This is a genomic window from Sulfitobacter sp. 1A13353 (assembly GCF_043557255.1).
Taxonomy (GTDB): Bacteria; Pseudomonadota; Alphaproteobacteria; order Rhodobacterales; family Rhodobacteraceae; genus Sulfitobacter; species Sulfitobacter faviae.
In genome coordinates this window covers 38,228-55,904 of record NZ_JBIFFS010000012.1, presented here as the reverse complement: position 1 = coordinate 55,904, position 17,677 = coordinate 38,228, and the positions used below count along the sequence as shown (strand labels likewise).

Here is a 17,677-nt window from a genome sequence, read left to right as displayed (position 1 = left end):
GACCGCTTTCGCGATGGGCGAAGATTCGCCCCCGCTGGCGGCCATGTGTTTTGACCCGAGCCGGTGCATCCTGTATAGGCTCGGAACTGTCCCTAGCCAATGGTGGTCCGCGCGCGTGTTTCGATTTGTTCTGTCCTTTTTCGGGGGGATCTTTACCACCCTGACCCTGAGCGTCGGCATGGTGGCTTTGACCATCGGGGCGGTGTTCTGGATGTATGGCCGTGATTTGCCCAGCCATGAGTCGCTGGCGCAATACACGCCGCCGACGATCAGCCGAATTTACTCGGGCCAAGGCCGTTTGATTGACGAATTTGCCAAGGAACGCCGTCTTTTCGCCCCGGCCAATACCATTCCGGATCTGGTGAAACAGGCCTTCATCTCGGCAGAGGACAAGAACTTCTACACCCATGAGGGCTATGACCTGCGCGGCATCGGTGCGGCGGCGGTGGATGCGGTTAAATCGCGCGGGCGCGACGTGCGCGGGGCCTCGACGATCACCCAGCAGGTGATGAAGAACTTCCTTTTGTCGGGCGACCGCCGGGCCGAGCGTAAAATCAAGGAGATCATCCTTGCTTCGCGCCTTGAAGAGACCTTGAGCAAAGAGAAAATTCTTGAGCTCTATCTGAACGAGATTTTCCTCGGCCAGAACTCCTATGGCGTGGCGGCGGCAAGCCAGACGTATTTCAACAAGACGCTGAGTGAGTTGGCCCCGCATGAGGCGGCCTTCCTCGCCTCGCTGCCCAAGGCGCCGTCGGATTACCACCCGGTGCGTCGCAAGGACCGGCTGCTGGCGCGGCGGAACTTCGTGCTGCGCGAGATGAAAGAGAATGGCTATATCTCGGAAGCGGTCTATGAAACCGAAGTGGCGCAGCCGCTGCGCTCGGTCCAGAACGGTGATTTCGAGAGCTTCAAGGCCGAACTGCCGCCGCGGGATTACTTCACCGACGAAATCCGTCGCCAGTTGAGCGAAGATTTCGGCGAGGGGGAGTTCTTTACCGGCGGTTTGACCGTGCGCGCGACCATCGACAACGAGATGCAGCCCATCGCGGCCAACGCTCTGCGCCGTCAGCTGGAGCAATATGACCGCGGGCGGGGCATCTGGCGCGGGACGCGTTTTGAGATCCCCGCCGATCAATTGGACAGCGAAGAGGAATGGCGCGCTGCGCTGGCGGACCTGCGGGTGCCGCGCGACATCGATCTGGAGAACCAGTGGTATCCGGCGGTGGTGCTTGAGGTCGGCAGCAATGACGCCCGCATCGGCATCGAAGGCGTCGAGGATGACGAAGACGGCCACTGGATCCCGGCCAAAGACGTGCAATGGGCGCGCAAACGGCTAGATGACGGCTCTCTGGGGCGCAAGGCTCAGGTGGCGGGCGACCTGCTTGAGGTGGGTGAGGTCGTCTTGGTCCGGCGCATGACCTCGGACAGCGACGGATCTTTCATCCGCTGGACTTTGCGGCAGGTGCCAGAGGTGCAGGGCGGTTTCGTCGCGATGGACGTGCACACGGGCCGCGTGATCGCGATGCAGGGCGGCTTTTCCTATCAGGCGAGCGTGTTCAACCGGGCCACACAGGCCAAGCGCCAGCCGGGGTCGAGCTTTAAGCCCTTCGTCTATGCCTCCGCGCTCGACAGTGGCTATAGCCCCGCGACCATCGTGGTCGACGCCCCGATTGAGATCAACACGCCGCAGGGCGTTTGGCGGCCGCAGAACGCCTCGCATAAATTCTATGGGCCGACGCCCCTGCGTACGGGCATCGAACAGTCGCGCAACCTGATGACCATCCGTCTGGCGCAAGAGGTCGGGATGGATGTGGTCGGCAGCTATGCGGAGCGTTTCGGCGTTTACGACGACCTCGCGCCCTTGCTGTCGAACGCGCTCGGCAGTCAGGAAACCACGCTGTATCAAATGGTTTCGGCCTATGCGATGTTCGCCAATGGCGGTGAGCGGGTGCAGCCCACTTTGGTCGACCGGGTGCAAGACCGCTATGGCCGCACCGTCTACAAACATGATGAACGCAAATGCTACGATTGTGAGCAGATCAACCTCGCCCCCGGTGAAGCGCCGCGGATCATTTCCAACCGCGAGCGGGTGATGGACCCGGTGACCGCCTATCAGTTGACCTCCATGATGCGGGGCGTGGTCGAGCGTGGCACGGCGCGCAATGCGGTGAACCTGCCGGTGCCGATCGCGGGCAAGACAGGCACCACCAACGATGAGAAAGACGCGTGGTTCGTGGGTTTCTCCTCCAACGTGGTGGCGGGCTGCTACATCGGTTTTGATACCCCGCGCCCGATGGGCCGGGGCGCGGGCGGCGGGCGGCTCTGCGCGCCTGTCTTCCAGCGCTTCATGTCCGAGGCGATCAAGAAGTATGGCGGCGGTGACTTCGCGGTCCCCGACCAGTGCCGCTTTATCAAGATCGACCGTTTCACCGGTGCCCGTTTGAGCGACAGCGCCACCGGCGCCAATGTCGTGTCGGAATGTTTCCGCGATGGCGAAGAGCCGCTTTTCGGCATTTCTTTCGACGGCGGCTTTGCCATGGGGGCGGACCTGCCACTGGTCGAGGAACTTGGCGGGTCTTCCTCGCGTCAGGTCACCACGTCGACCGGCAAGAAAGCCACCGTCGGCCCCAAGGCTAGCTTTGGCACACTCAGCTCCGGCGGTCTTTACTAATCAGGCCAAAGGGGGCGGGGCAAAGTTGCGCTTTGCCGCCCCCCACTTGCCGCCGCTGGCGGGCTGGTCTATCTCTCGTGCGGCTCCGGTTTTCGGGGCCGCATTACTTATCAAAGGCAGGCACACATGCGCGCAGAGGCACAGAATACCGCGGACCAGATCAGCAAATCGCTGGAATTGCTGGCCCAGCGACTGGATGTGGAGACCGCGCCCTACCGGCTGGAAGAATTCAACGCCCGCGTCGAAGACCCGAACCTTTGGGACAACCCCGATGCGGCGCAAAAGCTGATGCGCGAGCGTCAGTCGTTGGTCGATGCCATCGACACCTATGAGGGCATCAAACAGGAGTTGGCCGACAATCTCGAACTGATCGAATTGGGCGAGATGGAAGAGGACGAAGAGGTCATCTCTGACGCCGAGGCGGCGCTGAAGGCGCTGGCAGAAAAGGCCGCGCAGAAAGAACTCGAAGCGCTGCTAAACGGTGAGGCCGACAGCAACGACACCTTCCTTGAGATCAACGCAGGCGCGGGCGGCACGGAAAGCTGTGACTGGGCCAGCATGCTGGCGCGGATGTATGTCCGCTGGGCCGAGAAGAAGGGCTATAAGGTCGATCTTCAGGCCGAAAGCCCCGGCGACGAGGCGGGCATCAAATCCGCGACCTATAAGATTGAAGGCCACAACGCCTATGGCTGGCTGAAATCCGAAAGCGGTGTGCACCGTCTGGTGCGCATTTCGCCCTTCGACTCGGCAGCCAAGCGGCACACCTCTTTCACCTCCGTGAAGGTTTACCCGGTGGTCGACGACAATATCGAGATCGAGGTGAACCCCTCCGATATCCGCATCGATACCTACCGGTCCTCCGGCGCGGGCGGTCAGCACGTCAACACCACCGACTCGGCGGTGCGGATCACCCACCACCCCACGGGCATCGTCGTGACCTCTTCGGAGAAGTCGCAGCACCAGAACCGCGACATCGCTATGAAAGCGCTGAAATCGCGGCTCTATCAGATGGAGTTGGACAAGCGCTCGGCACTGGTGAACGAGGCGCATGAGAACGCAGGTGACGCGGGCTGGGGCAACCAGATCCGCTCCTACGTTCTGCAGCCCTATCAGATGGTCAAAGACCTGCGCACCAATTACGAGACCTCGGACACCAAAGGCGTGCTCGACGGCGATCTCGACGGGCTGATGGGGGCGACGTTGGCGTTGGCAGTCTCGGGCAAAAGCCGGGCCGAGGCGCAGGGCGACTGAGCCCATGACGTCCCCTTCATGGAATGACAGTGACCAATAGGGGGACATGATGGAATTGCTAAATTGGGACGCCTCAGAACTGTCTGAGGCGCTGGCCGCGCGAAAGATATCCGCGGTCGAGTTGATGCAGGCGACATTGGACCGGATCGTGGCAGTGAACGGCAAGGTGAATGCCGTCGTCTCCCTCCGTAATCGCGACGCTTTGCTGGCCGAGGCTGAGGCCGCCGACGCGGGCCCGCGCAAGGGCTGGCTGCACGGCATTCCCATGGCGATCAAGGATTTGGCGGATGCAGAGGGGCTGCCCACCTCGCAGGGCTCGCCGCTCTTTGGGGCAGCCCCGGCCACGCGGGATCACCCGGCGGTCGCGCGGCTTCGCGCCGCCGGTGCGATTGTGATCGGCAAGACCAACACCCCGGAATTTGGCCTCGGCAGCCATACCTTCAACCCGGTGCATGGGGCGACCTGCAACCCCTATGACCTTGACCGCTCGGCTGGCGGCTCCTCTGGCGGGGCGGCGGCGGCGCTGGCGGCGCGGATGGTGGCCGTGGCCGATGGGTCCGATATGATGGGCTCCCTGCGCAATCCGGTGGGGTGGAACAACGTCTACGGCATGCGGCCCAGCTGGGGCACGGTGCCTTCGGGCAATGACGGCGCCCTCGGCGCAGGTCTGGCCCTTTGCGGTCGAACAGGTGCACCCGACCGAGATCGACGGTCAGCCGTTGGATACCTATCACCGTTGGATGCAGGTGGTGGTCCCGGCCAGCCTGATCGGCCTGCCGGTGGTCAACATCCCCGCAGGTTTCGACGCGCGCGGTCTGCCCTTGGGGCTGCAACTGATCGGCAGACGCGGCAGCGACGCGCGTCTGCTCCAACTGGCCCAAGGTTGGCATGAGGCGACGGGCTATCCGAAGGCGCAGCCGCCCCAGCTTTAACGGGGCTTAGTTAAAAGGCGCGTCAGGCTGAAGCAGGCGGCGGTGGTAGGGCATCAGCGCGTCGATGTCGGTGAACCCCGCCTGCCGCGCGGCGGGCAGAACGGTTTTGGGGTCTCTGCCGATATACTCATAGGTCAGCCGGGTCACCCGCGTGCCCGCGGCGCTTTCGGGGGCGGTGCGGGTGACGTAGCCAACCCAAAAGTTATTTTCGAAAGAGGCGACGCGGTTGAGGTAGTTGAACGACCCGGTCAGCGTACGACGCCGCGAGACGACGATGGAAACCCCATTCTCCTGCCGTGAGACGATGCCGCGATATTCCCGCGCCATCGGGTTGGTCGGCAGCTCTTGCGCGCGCAACGATGGCGCGCTCTCATAGCCGCGCAGGAAGGTGCTGCTGCCATGGCGCGTGATAAAAACCACGCCGGTCACGAACCTGTCCTGATCCAGAAAAGACCGCCGCGCGAAACGGTAAAAACCGCTTGGGAAATCCGCCTCGGGCACATTTTGAATTCCGGTGCCCAGGAAGTCGCGCAGGAAGCTGTTGTTGATCGGATCTTGGTTCAGGGAAATCTCGGTCACCGGCTCCAGCAGCACCCGCGCGTCGATCTCGAAAAAGCGGCAGATCCGCGCCAGCACATCGGGCCGGGGGAAGCTTTCGCCCGAAAGGTAGCGGTTGAATTGCGTGCGATTGATGCCAAGCTGCCGGGCAAGGTCAGAGATCGAGGGGTAATCCGCTGCCAACTGGCGCAGATTGGCGCCGAACATGCTACGAAGTTCAGAGGGAGAGCGGTTGGGAGCGGACATGCAGCCTCGTTCTGAATGGGTCGCGACCTTGGAATAAAAGCCGCTATGGCCAGATGGTTAACAGACTGACGCGAAGGCGCGTCAAAGCTGACGCCGAATTGTAGCTGACCCTACTGGAACCGACACAAAATGCAAGCGCACGTTGCATTTTAACCTATGTTTCACCTCTTTCGATTGTCGCAGAATGGAGAACAAACATCGAAAGCGGGGTGTACTATGATTGGTGTAGTTCTGTGGAGCGATAATAGCGCCGGAAAAGCGGTTTTCTGGTGCGAAGATCAAGGCGATCTTGCCTATTACGAAGAGCCGGCGATCCGTGTCGGGCAGGGGGCGGGGTTTGACACGGGCGATATGGTGCAGTTCGACGTCTCAGTGCATCGCAAGCTGCGTATCGCGGACAACCCCCGGCTGGTTCAGGAGAAAGCGGCTTCGCATCTGCCCGAGGCGCTGCGTCACGATAGCCCCTTAGCGGCAGAGCCGGAGGCAGAGGGAAAGCGCCAGCATGGCGCCCAGATCATACCCTTTACCGCCAAGCCCGGACCGCGCCAATTCCGCGCGGCCCAGCTGAAAGCCTAAACGCCCCGCGTGTCAGACACCACGGGCGAGGGCGGCCACGCCGGTGCGGGCGACATCGGCCAGCCCCAGCGGGCGCATCAACTCGGCGAAAGCGTCGATCTTGTCGGGCGCGCCGGTGATCTCGAAAACAAAGCTTTCGAGCGTGCTGTCGACCACATTGGCGCGGAAGATATCTGCCAGCCGCAGCGCTTCGACCCGTTGCTCGCCCTTGCCGACGACTTTGAAAATCGCCAGTTCCCGTTCCACGCTCGGCCCTTCGACGGTGAGGTCATGCACCTCATGCACCGGCACGATGCGACCGACCTGCGCCTTGATCTGCTCGATCACCTGCGGGGTGCCGCTGGTGACGATGGTGATACGCGACAGATGCCCGGTATGGTCCACCTCGGCCACGGTCAGACTGTCGATGTTATACCCCCGGCCCGAGAACAGGCCGATCACCCGCGCCAGCGCGCCGGGCTCGTTCTCGACCAGCACGGCCAGCGTGTGTTTTTCAACCACATCCGAGAAGTTGGGCCGTAGGTTATAGGCGGAATGCGAGGTCGCACCTTTTTTGATTTTTAGGGCAGCCATGTCTTCGTCCTTCTTCATCTTCGCCGGAAATTCGAAAAATTTCCGGGACGTTTTCTTTTAAAGAAAACGGGTTACACCAACACCGAGCCTTTTGCGTCGATCACGCCCTGGGTCTCATGATCGCCGGGCAACAGCATCTCGTTATGCGCCTTGCCGCTTGGGATCATGGGGAAGCAGTTCTCATGCTTCTCGACCAGACAGTCAAAGATCACTGGCCCGTCGTGGTTGATCATCTCCATGATCGCATCATCAAGGTCATCGGGGTCCGAGCAGATAATCCCCTTGGCGCCAAAGGCTTCGGCCAGTTTGACGAAATCGGGCAGGGCTTCGGACCAGCTTTGCGAATAGCGCTCACCGTGCAGCAGTTCCTGCCACTGGCGCACCATGCCGAGCCGCTCGTTGTTGAGGATGAACTGTTTCACCGGCAGGCCGAATTGCATCGCCGTGCCCATCTCTTGCATGTTCATCAGCCACGAGGCTTCGCCCGCCACGTTGATCACCAGCGCCTCCGGATGCGCCATCTGCACGCCGATGGAGGCGGGGAAACCATAGCCCATGGTGCCAAGGCCGCCCGAGGTCATCCAGCGGTTCGGCTCCTCAAAGCCGAGGTATTGCGCGGCCCACATCTGGTGTTGGCCTACTTCGGTGGTGATATAGCGGTCGTGATCCTTGGTCAGCGCTTCGAGCCGCGCCAGCGCGTGCTGGGGTTTGATCACCTTGCCGGATTGGTTGAACTTGAGGCAATCGATGCTGCGCCATTCTTCGATCTGCTGCCACCATTTCGCCACCGCCTCGCTATTGGTCTTGCGGCCGCGCGATTTCCAGACCTTCAGCAGGTCTTCGAGCACATGGGCCACATCACCGACGATCGGAATGTCGATGCGGATCACCTTGTTGATCGACGAGGGGTCGATGTCGATATGCGCCTTGGTGGATTTTGGGCTGAAACTGTCAATAACACCGGTGATCCGGTCGTCGAACCGCGCGCCAATGTTGATCATCAGATCACAATCATGCATCGCCATATTGGCCTCGTAAAGCCCGTGCATCCCGAGCATCCCAAGCCATTTGTCACCCGACGCCGGGTAGGCGCCGAGGCCCATCAGGGTGGAGGTGATGGGAAAGCCAGTGGCATCAACCAATTCGCGCAGCAACTGGCTCGCCGCCGGGCCGGAGTTGATGACCCCGCCGCCGGTGTAGAAAATCGGACGCTTCGCCGTCTCCATCGCCGCGACCAGTTCGGTGATCTCGGCCATGTCGCCCTTAACCTGAGGCTGATAGCGCGAGGTCGAGGGTTTGGGGGACTCGTAGTGGCCGGTGGCGAATTGCACGTCCTTGGGGATGTCGATCAGCACCGGGCCGGGGCGGCCATGGGTGGCGACATGGAAGGCCTCGTGCAGAGTGGCGCCAAGGGTATCGGTCTCTTTCACCAGCCAATTGTGCTTGGTGCAGGGGCGGGTGATGCCCACGGTGTCGGCCTCTTGAAAGGCGTCGGAGCCGATCATGAAGGTCGGCACCTGACCGGTCAGCACCACCAGCGGAATCGAGTCGAGCAGCGCATCCGTAAGGCCCGTGACCGCATTCGTGGCACCGGGGCCGGAGGTCACCAGCACCACGCCCGGTTTGCCAGTGGAACGGGCATAGCCTTCGGCGGCGTGCACCGCCCCTTGCTCATGGCGCACCAGAACGTGTTTGATCGAATTCTGCTGAAAGACCTCGTCATAGATCGGTAGCACCGCGCCACCGGGATATCCAAAGACGGTGTCCACACCCTGGTCAATCAGGGCTTGGACGATCATTTTCGCTCCGGTCATCTGGCGTTTCATCTTGGGTGCTCCGTAAGGCAGGTTATTGCGATTGGCATAAAAAAACCCCCGGTCTGACGGGGGCGCATGGGAAGGATTATGGTCTACCGTTACCGGCCCATGCGCGTGTGTCTTACAATAATGACTAGGTCGGTCATCTTAAGGGTCCTCTAAGCGTGGCGTGAGATTAGGAGGGGGAAAGAGGGGCGTCAACAGCGAAATGGCGAAAAACTTGTGCGTCGGGCGGGATTGTTTGTAGGTTTATTTCGCAACGCGTACCATCTGCGTTATTTTCGGAAAGATTTGATCGGCATAGCGTACTTTCCTGCATTTCCGGCGCGGTATCACACAAAACAAAACGGGCAGCCCAAGGGGCCGCCCGGTAATAGTGCCAAAATCAATTGGTTTCCTCAGCGTGGGGTCACATCCGGCAGGGTGATATTGGCCACCTGTTCGGCGATGGGATCGTTGCTGAGCGGATGCTGGTCGGGCACGAAACCCTCAGGATCGCGCATCTTTTGCCACTGGCCCCCCATATAGACCTCAAGCCCCGAGAATTTGGCCTTATATCCCATCTTCTGGCTGCCGGGCACCCAATAGCCAAGATAGACATAAGGCAGCCCCGCCGCGCGGGCGATTTCGATATGGTCGAGGATAATGTAATTGCCCAGCCCGTTGCGGGGCCGGTCGGGGGTGTAGAAGGAATAGACCATGCTCACCCCGTCGCCCAGCACATCGGTCAGGCAGACGCCAACGAGGGCATTGTCGGCCTCAGGGTCGGTATACTCAATCACCCGGCTGCGGATCGGCGTTTCCTCGATCATGGCAGCGAATTCGAACACGTCCATATCCGCCATGCCCCCATCCGCATGGCGGCTGTCGAGGTAGCTGCGGAAAAGGTCATATTGCTCTTCCGTGGCCCAAGGCGATGTCGCGCGGCGTTCCAGCCCCGCGTTGCGCTTCAGGATGCGGCGCTGGCTTTTGCTGGGGCGAAAGGCCGCCACGTCGATCCGCGCGGAAAGACAAGCGGCGCAATCGGCGCAGGAGGGGCGGTACAGAACATTTTGCGAGCGGCGGAAGCCTTGGCTCGACAGGCTGTCATTCAGGCGAGCGGCATTATCGCCCTGAAGGGCGGTGAACAGCTTGCGCTCCATCCGGCCCTCCAGATAGGGGCAGGGTTGCGGCGCTGTGACATAGAATTGTGGTGTCAAAGGCAGTGTATGTCGCATGGGCTTCCAGCATTTATCGGGGGATGCTATCAACCACCCCCCGCGCCGCCAAGGGCAAATTTGCGTCCGCCCCTAGCGGCTGAGCCGCCGGTTCACCGGCACGGTGCCAAGCGCCATGTCCGTAAGGCTTTGACGGCGGGCCGTGGTGCAGATGAGAACGGCCGAGACGACCTGAATGACCGTGACCGTCATCGACAGCGAATAGCCGATGGTATGCAAAAGCGCGGTCATGAAATCGAAGGGTCGGTCGCGGTGGTCGCGCAGCTCCATCGCCATCAGGCGCATCCCCCATGTGGCCGAGCCGCCGGTCAGCGTGGCCACCCGGTAGGCAAAGCCCACCACCAGCGTCAGAAAGGGGAAAAAGAACAGCCCCGTAAAGGCCGTGAAGGGCAGGATCAGCACGCAAAAGAGCAGGACAAGGGTCACATCGATGACCCAAGCCAGCAGCCGCTTGCCAGCGATGCCGTCATAGAATTGCGGGTGCAGATCGGGGTCGGGGGTCTGGGTCATGTCTTGTCCTGCGAATGGCCCCCCGGCGCGCGGGCCGGGGGGTGGGGGTCAGGGTGCGATCAGGCGTTTGTGGCCGTTTCGTCCCGCTTGGCACGCTCGTCCATGAACTGGTCGAACTCGGCCTTGTCCTTGGCCTCGCGCAGACGCTCAAGGAAGGCTTCGAAGTTGTGCTGCTCTTCCTCCAAACGGCGCAGCGTGTCGGCCTTATAGGCGTCAAAGGCGCGGTTGCCGGTGCTGCGCGACATCATCGCGCGGCTGGATTTGCGGCTGCAGGATTTCGAAGAGAACATGCGTTTGCTCCAAGTCATATAGGCAAGAAGGGCGAGGCCGAGGGGCCAGAAGAAGATGAAGCCGAGCACCATGGCGGCGATCCATGCGCCTTTGCCGCGTGCGTCCATCCAGGCTTCCGTCCGGGCCAGCCAACTGGGGCGGGGGGAATAGGTCGGGTCGGTGGTCACTGTCGTCATTGTTGAGCCTTTCGGTCGTGACGGGCCTGTCGCCGGCCCGGGCGTTTCGGATAATGTGAATGTCTTTCACATTGAATAGATCGGAATGACGAACCCGTTTCGCAAGGGGCTATGTGAATGTTTTTTACATTATTTGGGAAGCGACAGTGAAATCAGCGACTTGCGCGCCCGAAAGCTGCGCCATCTTCTGGGGTTCAAGGCAGAAAACGTGATGCGGCGTGCCCGCAGCGGCCCAGACCAGCGGGAATTGCAGCAGATTGCGGTCAAACCAAGCGCGCGGCGGCGTGATATGCCCCAAAGGCGCGACGCCGCCGATGGCAAAGCCGGTCTGTGCCCGGATCAGCGCGGCATCGGCTTTGCCCAAAGGCTCCCCGGCCAGCGCCGCGGCCTGTTCCAGATCGACCTGCTGCGCGCCCGCGGTGATGAACAGCAGCGCCGCCGCGCTGTCTTCGCCGCGCAGAACGATTGATTTCGCGATCTGGTCGACCGCGCAATCAAGCGCCGTGGCCGCATCCACCGCCGTCCGCGCCAAAGCCGTCTCGCGGATTTCCGGCGTCACCCCCGCGGCCTCCAGCGTGGCACGCACGCGTTTCAAACTCTTGCTCATTCTCTGCCCCTTGTCGCATCGTGCCCCCTTGGGGCGCGCGCCAAAGTCGTAGCAAGCCCGTGCCCTGTCGCAACCCCCATTGACGCCGCTTGGATCAGCCCGCAAAGCTGGCCCCATGACAGACCCATCTCTCGCCGCCCGGATCACCCGTTCCCCCCGCGTCTACCACTGCGAACGTGCGCAGGATGCGGCGGCGCTGCTGCCCGATCTCGCGCCGGAGTTGCGCGAAATGATCTCGGCTGCGGCCTCGACCGCGCCCTATCTGATGGCGCTTTTGGAGAAAGAGGCGGGTTGGCTGAGCGCGGCGGTGGCCAATCCCGAAGCCGCTCTGGCCGATAATTGCGCGGCAGCGGCGGAACTGGCCCCCGACCGGTTTGCCGATGGGCTGCGGCAGGGCAAGCGGCGTATGGCGTTGCTGACCGCGCTGGCCGATCTGGGCGGGGCATGGTCGCTGGAGGAGGTGACAGGTGCGCTGACCGAATACGCCGATGCCGCCTGCGGCGCGGCCCTGCGGGCGGGGCTGGCGGCACAGATCAAACGCGGCAAGCTGCCGGGGATGACGATGGACGATCTTTCCGATTGCGCGGGCATGGTCGTCTTTGCCATGGGCAAGATGGGCGCGGGGGAGTTGAACTATTCCTCCGACATCGACCTGATCTGCCTTTTCGACGAAAGCCGTTTCGCGCCCGATGATTTCCACGCCGCCCGCAGCGCCTTCGTCAAAGCCACGCGCGCCATGTCTGCCACGCTGAGCGAGAATACGGCCCAAGGCTATGTCTTCCGCACGGATCTGCGCCTGCGCCCCGACCCGGCGGTCACCCCCGTCTGCATCGCGATGGAGGCGGCGGAGCGCTATTACGAAAGCCTTGGCCGCACATGGGAGCGCGCGGCCTATATCAAGGCCCGTCCCGCAGTGGGCGACATCGCGGCAGGCGAGGCGTTTTTGCAATCTTTGCGCCCTTTCGTCTGGCGTCGCCACTTGGATTTCGCTGCCATCCAAGACGCCCATGACATGCGGCTGGCGATCCGTGAGCACAAGGGCTTGGGCGGCCCAATCACCCTGCCGGACCATGACATGAAACTGGGCCGGGGCGGCATCCGTGAGATCGAGTTCTTCACCCAGACCCGGCAGCTCATCGCCGGGGGCCGCGATGCGGACCTGCGGCCCCGTGGCACGCTGGCGGGATTGCGCGTGCTGGCCGAAAAGGGCTGGGTGCCCGAGGAGGTGGCCGAGACGCTTGGTGATCACTACCGCGCGCATCGCACGGTCGAGCACCGATTGCAGATGGTGCAAGACGCCCAGACCCACACGCTGCCCCGAAACGATGCCGATTTCGACCGGCTGGCCGCCATGATGGATATGGATGTCAAAGACTTACAGTCCGATCTTCATGAGCGACTTCAAGCCGTGCACGACCTGATCGAGAGCTTTTTCGCAGCCACAAGGGAAGAGCCCGAAGCCGCGCGCCCGGCGCATCAATTCGACACTTCGGTGCTAGACCGCTGGCCCAGCTATCCCGCGCTGCGCTCGGAGCGGGGGGCGGATATCTTCGGGCGGCTCAAACCGCTTCTGCTGGACCGTCTGGCGCAATCGGCGAAACCGGATGAGGGGCTTTTGGCCTTTGACGGTTTTCTCGCGGGGCTGCCCGCCGGGGTGCAGCTGTTCTCCCTTTTGCGGGCCAATCCGCAACTGGGCGATCTCTTGGTGGATATCGTCGCCACATCGCCCGCGCTTGCCACGCATCTGTCGCGCAACTCCGGCGTTTTCGATGCGGTGATCGGCGGCGATTTCTTCTCGGACTGGCCGGGGCAGACCAAGCTGACCGAGATGCTGGAGCAGCACCTTGCGGGGGAGGCGGATTATGAATTGCGCCTTGACGGCACCCGCCGTTGGGCACGCGAATGGCATTTTCGGATCGGCGTGCATCTGCTGCGCGGGCTGATCGACGCGGCCACCGCCGGGCGCCAATATGCCGAGCTTGCCCAAGCCGTCTTGCAGGCGCTTTGGCCCGTGGTCGTCGATCAATTCGCCACCCGCCATGGCCCGCCGCCGGGGCGCGGGGCGGTGATCCTTGGCATGGGCTCGCTCGGGGCCGGGCGGCTCACGCCGACTTCGGACCTCGATATGCTGGTGATCTATGACGCCGATGGGGTGGAGAGTTCCGATGGCCCCAAACCCCTCGCCACACGCAGCTATTATGCGCGGCTGACCCAAGCGATGATTACCGCGATGACCGCGCCGATGGCCCAAGGCAAACTTTACGACATCGACATGCGCCTGCGCCCTTCGGGCAATCAGGGGCCGGTGGCGACCAGCCTTGCCAGTTTCGAGAGCTATCAGAAAGAACAAGCATGGGTGTGGGAGCATCTGGCCCTCACCCGCGCCCGGGTGATCGCGGGGGCAGAGGATCTGGGCCGCGATGTTGACGCGCTGTGCAAAGACATCCTCAGCCGTGCCGCCCCGCGTGACAAGGTGCTGGGAGAGGTGGCCGATATGCGCCGCCGCATCGCCGCCGCCCGCAGCCCCGCAGGCGCGCTCGACGCCAAGACCGGCGCGGGCCGGCTGCAGGATATCGAACTCTTCGCGCAGGCGGGGGCGCTCATCGGCGGCACTGGCGCGCGTGAGATCGACGCGGGCCTTGCCGCCGCGCGCGACGAAGGGGTGATCGACACCGAAGGGGAGGCGACCCTCTCCGCCGCCTATACCGACGCTTGGACCCTGAACTGCGCCGCGCGGCTGCTCTCGGCCAATCCGATCGAGGCAGGGGCGATGGGGCAGGCGGGGGCGAGCTTCCTCTGCCGGGTGCTGGAATGTGACGACCTCTCTGCCTTGGAACGCAAGATGCAGACCGACTACAACAGCGCCGCGCAGATCATCAACGCAGCGCTGCCAATGCCGGGGCGGGAGGGCGCATGAGCGATCCCGATGACCCAAAGGGCCTGATCCGCGAATCCTACCGGATGGAGGGGATCGGCCCCGCCGAATGCCGCAGCATCTTCCTTGATTGGGCCCTGAGCTTGCCGGACGGACACGACAGCGCCGCCGCCATCACCCGATTGCTGGAACGGCACCGCGCCGCCGCCGATCACCCGATGACCCAAGTGCTGCGCGAGGGGAAGACGACGCTGACCACCCCGCGCCGTCGGGGCGGCTGGCGGGGCAGGGCGCGCAACTGACTGCCAATGGGGGCTTGCGAAACCTCTTTCCCCAGCCGCGCGAACGCAGTACGAGGGGCGCTATGACAACGCCCCAAACCCCCTCCGCCCCGCAGCCTGCCACACGTCCCGTGGTGCGCCTATTGCCCAAGGCCAACGCCCGCGCCATCCGCCACGGCTTTCCTTGGGTCTACGCCAATGAATTGGTCACCGACCGCCGCACGCGCGGGCTCGCCCCCGGCACGCTGGCGCTGCTGGAGGATGCCGAGCGCAAGCCCATGGGGCTGGTCGCGGTCAATCCGAATTCCAAGATCATCGCCCGGATGATCGACCAAGACGCCGAGGCGCAGATCGATCAGGCCTGGTTCGAAGCGCGCCTCAGTCGCGCCCTTCAACTGCGCAGGCAGCTTTACGATCAGCCCTACTACCGCCTGATCCATGCCGAGGCCGATGGCCTGCCGGGTGTCATCATCGACCGTTTCGGCGATACCTGCGTGATCCAACCCAATGCCGCTTGGGCAGACGCGCTGATTGAGCCGCTCGTCGCCGCGCTGCAATCGGTGACGGGCGTGCACAACGTGCTGAAAAACGCCTCAGGCCGGACCCGCAAGCTCGAAGGGCTCGACGATGCCTCGGCCACGTTGGCAGGCGAAACGCCCGAGGGGCCGCTGCCGGTGCCGATGAATGGCGCGACCTATATGGCCGACCTCACCGGCGGGCAGAAAACCGGCCTGTTCTATGACCAACGCCCGAACCACGCCTTTGCCGCCAATCTCGCGCGGAATGGCGGGCGGGTGCTCGATGTCTTCTCCCACGTTGGCGGCTTCTCCCTCGCAGCACTTGCGGGCGGCGCATCCTCGGCGCTGGCGGTGGACGGCTCCGCCCCCGCGCTGGAACTGGCCGAGGCCGGGGCGACGGCGATGGGCATGCAGGACCGTTTCGCCACCCGCCAAGGGGATGCTTTCGAGGTGCTCACCGCCCTGCGGGACGAGGGCGAGACTTTCGACGTGGTGATCTGCGACCCGCCCGCCTTTGCCCCCTCGCGCCAAGCGGTCGACGCAGGGCTTCGTGCCTATGAACGCGTCGCGCGGCTCTCGGCGCAACTGGTGGCGGAGAACGGCATTCTGGGGCTTTGCTCCTGCTCTCATGCCGCTGACCTGAACCAGTTCCGCACGGCTTCGGTGCGCGGCATCGGTCGGGCCGGACGCCGCGCCATGCTACTGCACACCGGTTTCGCCGGGGCGGACCACCCGCAACTGCCGCAGCTTGCGGAAAGCGGCTACCTCAAATCGCTGTTCTTCCGCCTGTGATGGAAACGCGCCCCCGCGTGCTGATCGACACCTGCGTGCTTTACCCCACGGTGATGCGCGAGATGGTGCTCGGCGTGGCGGCGCGGGGCGCGTTCGAGCCGATCTGGTCGGCGCGTATCTTGGAGGAATGGGCCCGCGCGGCGGTCAAGCTTGGCCCCGCGGGCGAAGCGCAGGCACGGGCCGAGATTGCGCTGTTGCGCGGCAAATGGCCGGAGGCCGAGCGCGAGGCTTCCCCCGGTCTGCAAGCGCGGCTTTGGCTGCCGGATGAGAATGACATCCATGTGTTGGCCGTTGCCGTGGCCAACAGCGCCGATATGATCCTGACGCTGAATGCCAAGGACTTTCCCCGTCAAATCCTCGCCGAAGAGGGGCTGAGCCGCGCCGATCCTGACAGCTATCTGCATGGCATCTGGCAGGCGACGCCTGAGATGGTCGCCCCCGTGGCAGAGGCCGTCTTGCAAGAGGCGCGGCGGCTTTCCGGTGAGCCATGGGAAATGCGTGCCCTGCTGAAAAAGGCGCGGTTGCCGAGGTTGGCAAAGGCTTTGGGCTAGGTCAACCGTCCCACCGCACCTGCATCTGGCGCAGTTTGTCGATCCGCTCTTCCGTCTTGGGGTGGCTCAGCAACCACGCAGGCGGACGGTTGCCGCCAGATTGGCTGAGCGCGTCGAGCTTTTCAAACAAGGAGATTTGCGGGCCAATGCCGATCCCGGCCTTGGTGAGCAGGGCGGCGGCATAGGCGTCGGCCTCATATTCATCGTTACGCGACAGCCGCGCGGCCAGCAGGCTGGTCAGCCCGCTGGCGATCCAGACGCCGATGCCGGGAATGAGCCGCCCCAGCACCATCGCAAGGGCCGTGCGCAGGGCGTTCTGACCCGAGAAATCAATCATCCGGCGGCGCGAATGGCCAAGGGCGACATGGCCCAATTCATGGGCGATAACGCTTGCCAATTCTTCAGCCGTTACAGCACCTTGGCGGAACTTGTTATAGAAGCCGCGGGTGATGAAAATCCGTCCATCGGGGGCCGCCAGCCCGTTTACGGGTTCGATCTCATAAAGATGCACCTTGATGCGCGGCAGGTCGAGCGCGCGGGCCATGCGGTTGCTGATCTCGTTCAACTTCGGATCAACCAGCGGCGTCGATTTCGCATCCAACTCCCGCGCCGTGCGCCAAGCCGAGAAACGGTACATCGCCAGCGCATAGAGGATGGCGAGGAGGATGGGGATAACGCGGATCATGCGCCCAATATGGGGAGCGGGGGGACCGGGGGCAAGCGGCCATGGCCTGCGCCCCGGTCGTATTCTTGGCGATCAGACGAGTTTCGCGTCCATCGTGATCTCAGCCGTCAGCAGTTTGGAGATCGGGCAGTTCTCCTTGGCGGTTTTGGCCGCCTCATCGAAGTCTTCCTGCGACGCGCCGGGGATGCTGGCCTCGACCGTCAGATGCACTTTCGGCACATGAAAGCCGCCGTCTTTCTCTTCGAGATGCACCTCGGCCTTGGTCTCGATGCTGTCAGGCGTCAGGTCGCTTTGGCCAAGGATCATCGACAGGGCCATCGAAAAGCAGGAGGCATGGGCCGCACCGATCAGCTCTTCGGGGTTGGTGCCTTGCTTGCCCTCGAAACGGGTGTTGAAACCATAGGGCTGGTCGGACAGCACGCCGCTTTCGGTCGAGACATGGCCATTGCCCTCTTTGAGCGAGCCTTCCCATTTCGCGCTGCCGGATTTGATGATCGGGGACATTCTATTTCCTTCCACATTGCTTGCCTTCGCCCCCTGAAGTGGCGCG

16 protein-coding genes and 1 pseudogene are annotated in these 17,677 nt (G+C 63.1%); 8 read left to right on the top strand and 9 right to left on the bottom strand.

Going from position 1 to position 17,677, the window contains the following annotated elements:
- Positions 1-115 precede the first annotated feature (115 nt).
- The 3 genes and pseudogenes from ACGYLO_RS21330 to ACGYLO_RS21320 all read left to right on the top strand — a co-directional run bounded on the left by ACGYLO_RS21330 (position 116) and on the right by ACGYLO_RS21320 (position 4,854).
- On the top strand, positions 116-2,671 hold the full coding sequence (locus ACGYLO_RS21330; RefSeq protein WP_271687577.1) for a penicillin-binding protein 1A: 2,556 nt from the start codon (positions 116-118) through the stop codon (positions 2,669-2,671).
- A gap of 126 nt (positions 2,672-2,797) precedes the next feature.
- Complete coding sequence (gene prfB / locus ACGYLO_RS21325; RefSeq protein ID WP_067268656.1) at positions 2,798-3,922, top strand: peptide chain release factor 2; 1,125 nt, start codon at positions 2,798-2,800, stop codon at positions 3,920-3,922.
- Between the two features lie 49 nt (positions 3,923-3,971).
- A pseudogene (locus ACGYLO_RS21320) lies at positions 3,972-4,854 on the top strand (amidase family protein).
- Between the two features lie 6 nt (positions 4,855-4,860).
- Here the strand turns inward: ACGYLO_RS21320 and ACGYLO_RS21315 are convergent.
- Positions 4,861-5,658, bottom strand: a complete 798-nt coding sequence (locus ACGYLO_RS21315; protein WP_271687576.1) for a helix-turn-helix domain-containing protein — start codon at positions 5,656-5,658, stop codon at positions 4,861-4,863.
- A 216-nt stretch (positions 5,659-5,874) separates the two neighbouring features.
- Here ACGYLO_RS21315 and ACGYLO_RS21310 point away from each other — a divergent pair, with 216 nt between their 5' ends.
- Complete coding sequence (locus ACGYLO_RS21310; RefSeq protein WP_271687575.1) at positions 5,875-6,234, top strand: hypothetical protein; 360 nt, start codon at positions 5,875-5,877, stop codon at positions 6,232-6,234.
- A gap of 12 nt (positions 6,235-6,246) precedes the next feature.
- Here ACGYLO_RS21310 and ilvN read toward each other — a convergent pair whose 3' ends face one another.
- From ilvN to ACGYLO_RS21280, 6 genes are all read right to left on the bottom strand, one after another.
- Positions 6,247-6,807, bottom strand: a complete 561-nt coding sequence (gene ilvN / locus ACGYLO_RS21305; RefSeq protein WP_271687574.1) for an acetolactate synthase small subunit — start codon at positions 6,805-6,807, stop codon at positions 6,247-6,249.
- A 71-nt stretch (positions 6,808-6,878) separates the two neighbouring features.
- Complete coding sequence (locus tag ACGYLO_RS21300) at positions 6,879-8,633, bottom strand: acetolactate synthase 3 large subunit (protein WP_067268663.1); 1,755 nt, start codon at positions 8,631-8,633, stop codon at positions 6,879-6,881.
- A 389-nt stretch (positions 8,634-9,022) separates the two neighbouring features.
- Positions 9,023-9,841: an arginyltransferase gene (locus ACGYLO_RS21295; protein WP_271687573.1), complete on the bottom strand. Its 819-nt coding sequence runs from the start codon at positions 9,839-9,841 to the stop codon at positions 9,023-9,025.
- Positions 9,842-9,913: 72 nt separating this feature from the next.
- A complete protein-coding gene (locus ACGYLO_RS21290; protein ID WP_271687571.1) occupies positions 9,914-10,351 on the bottom strand; it encodes an RDD family protein in 438 nt (145 codons plus the stop codon).
- A 59-nt stretch (positions 10,352-10,410) separates the two neighbouring features.
- Entirely contained in the window at positions 10,411-10,818 is a 408-nt protein-coding gene (locus ACGYLO_RS21285; protein ID WP_209218085.1) for a DUF2852 domain-containing protein, read from the bottom strand.
- A gap of 124 nt (positions 10,819-10,942) precedes the next feature.
- On the bottom strand, positions 10,943-11,425 hold the full coding sequence (locus tag ACGYLO_RS21280; RefSeq protein ID WP_271687570.1) for a YbaK/EbsC family protein: 483 nt from the start codon (positions 11,423-11,425) through the stop codon (positions 10,943-10,945).
- Between the two features lie 115 nt (positions 11,426-11,540).
- Between ACGYLO_RS21280 and ACGYLO_RS21275 the strand changes: the two genes are divergently transcribed.
- The 4 genes from ACGYLO_RS21275 (at position 11,541) to ACGYLO_RS21260 (ending at position 16,442) form a co-directional block, all read left to right on the top strand.
- Entirely contained in the window at positions 11,541-14,342 is a 2,802-nt protein-coding gene (locus ACGYLO_RS21275; RefSeq protein WP_394377340.1) for a glutamine-synthetase adenylyltransferase, read from the top strand.
- The gene (locus ACGYLO_RS21270) at positions 14,339-14,602 is read left to right on the top strand and encodes a hypothetical protein (RefSeq protein ID WP_271687567.1); all 264 of its coding nucleotides are present in this window, start codon (positions 14,339-14,341) and stop codon (positions 14,600-14,602) included. Before ACGYLO_RS21275 ends, ACGYLO_RS21270 begins: the two co-directional genes overlap by 4 nt.
- Positions 14,603-14,664: 62 nt before the next feature.
- Positions 14,665-15,891 (top strand): RSP_2647 family RNA methyltransferase, encoded by a 1,227-nt coding sequence (locus ACGYLO_RS21265; RefSeq protein ID WP_271687565.1) that lies wholly within the window; start codon positions 14,665-14,667, stop codon positions 15,889-15,891.
- Positions 15,891-16,442: an RSP_2648 family PIN domain-containing protein gene (locus ACGYLO_RS21260; RefSeq protein ID WP_271687564.1), complete on the top strand. Its 552-nt coding sequence runs from the start codon at positions 15,891-15,893 to the stop codon at positions 16,440-16,442. The genes ACGYLO_RS21265 and ACGYLO_RS21260 overlap by 1 nt, the downstream gene beginning before the upstream one ends.
- A 1-nt stretch (position 16,443) precedes the next feature.
- Here the strand turns inward: ACGYLO_RS21260 and ACGYLO_RS21255 are convergent, their stop codons facing one another.
- Both ACGYLO_RS21255 and ACGYLO_RS21250 read right to left on the bottom strand, forming a co-directional pair.
- Complete coding sequence (locus ACGYLO_RS21255) at positions 16,444-17,127, bottom strand: M48 family metalloprotease (RefSeq protein ID WP_271687562.1); 684 nt, start codon at positions 17,125-17,127, stop codon at positions 16,444-16,446.
- 72 nt (positions 17,128-17,199) lie between these two features.
- Positions 17,200-17,631, bottom strand: coding sequence for an OsmC family protein (locus ACGYLO_RS21250; RefSeq protein WP_271687561.1), 432 nt, complete (start codon positions 17,629-17,631; stop codon positions 17,200-17,202).
- Positions 17,632-17,677: the final 46 nt, after the last annotated feature.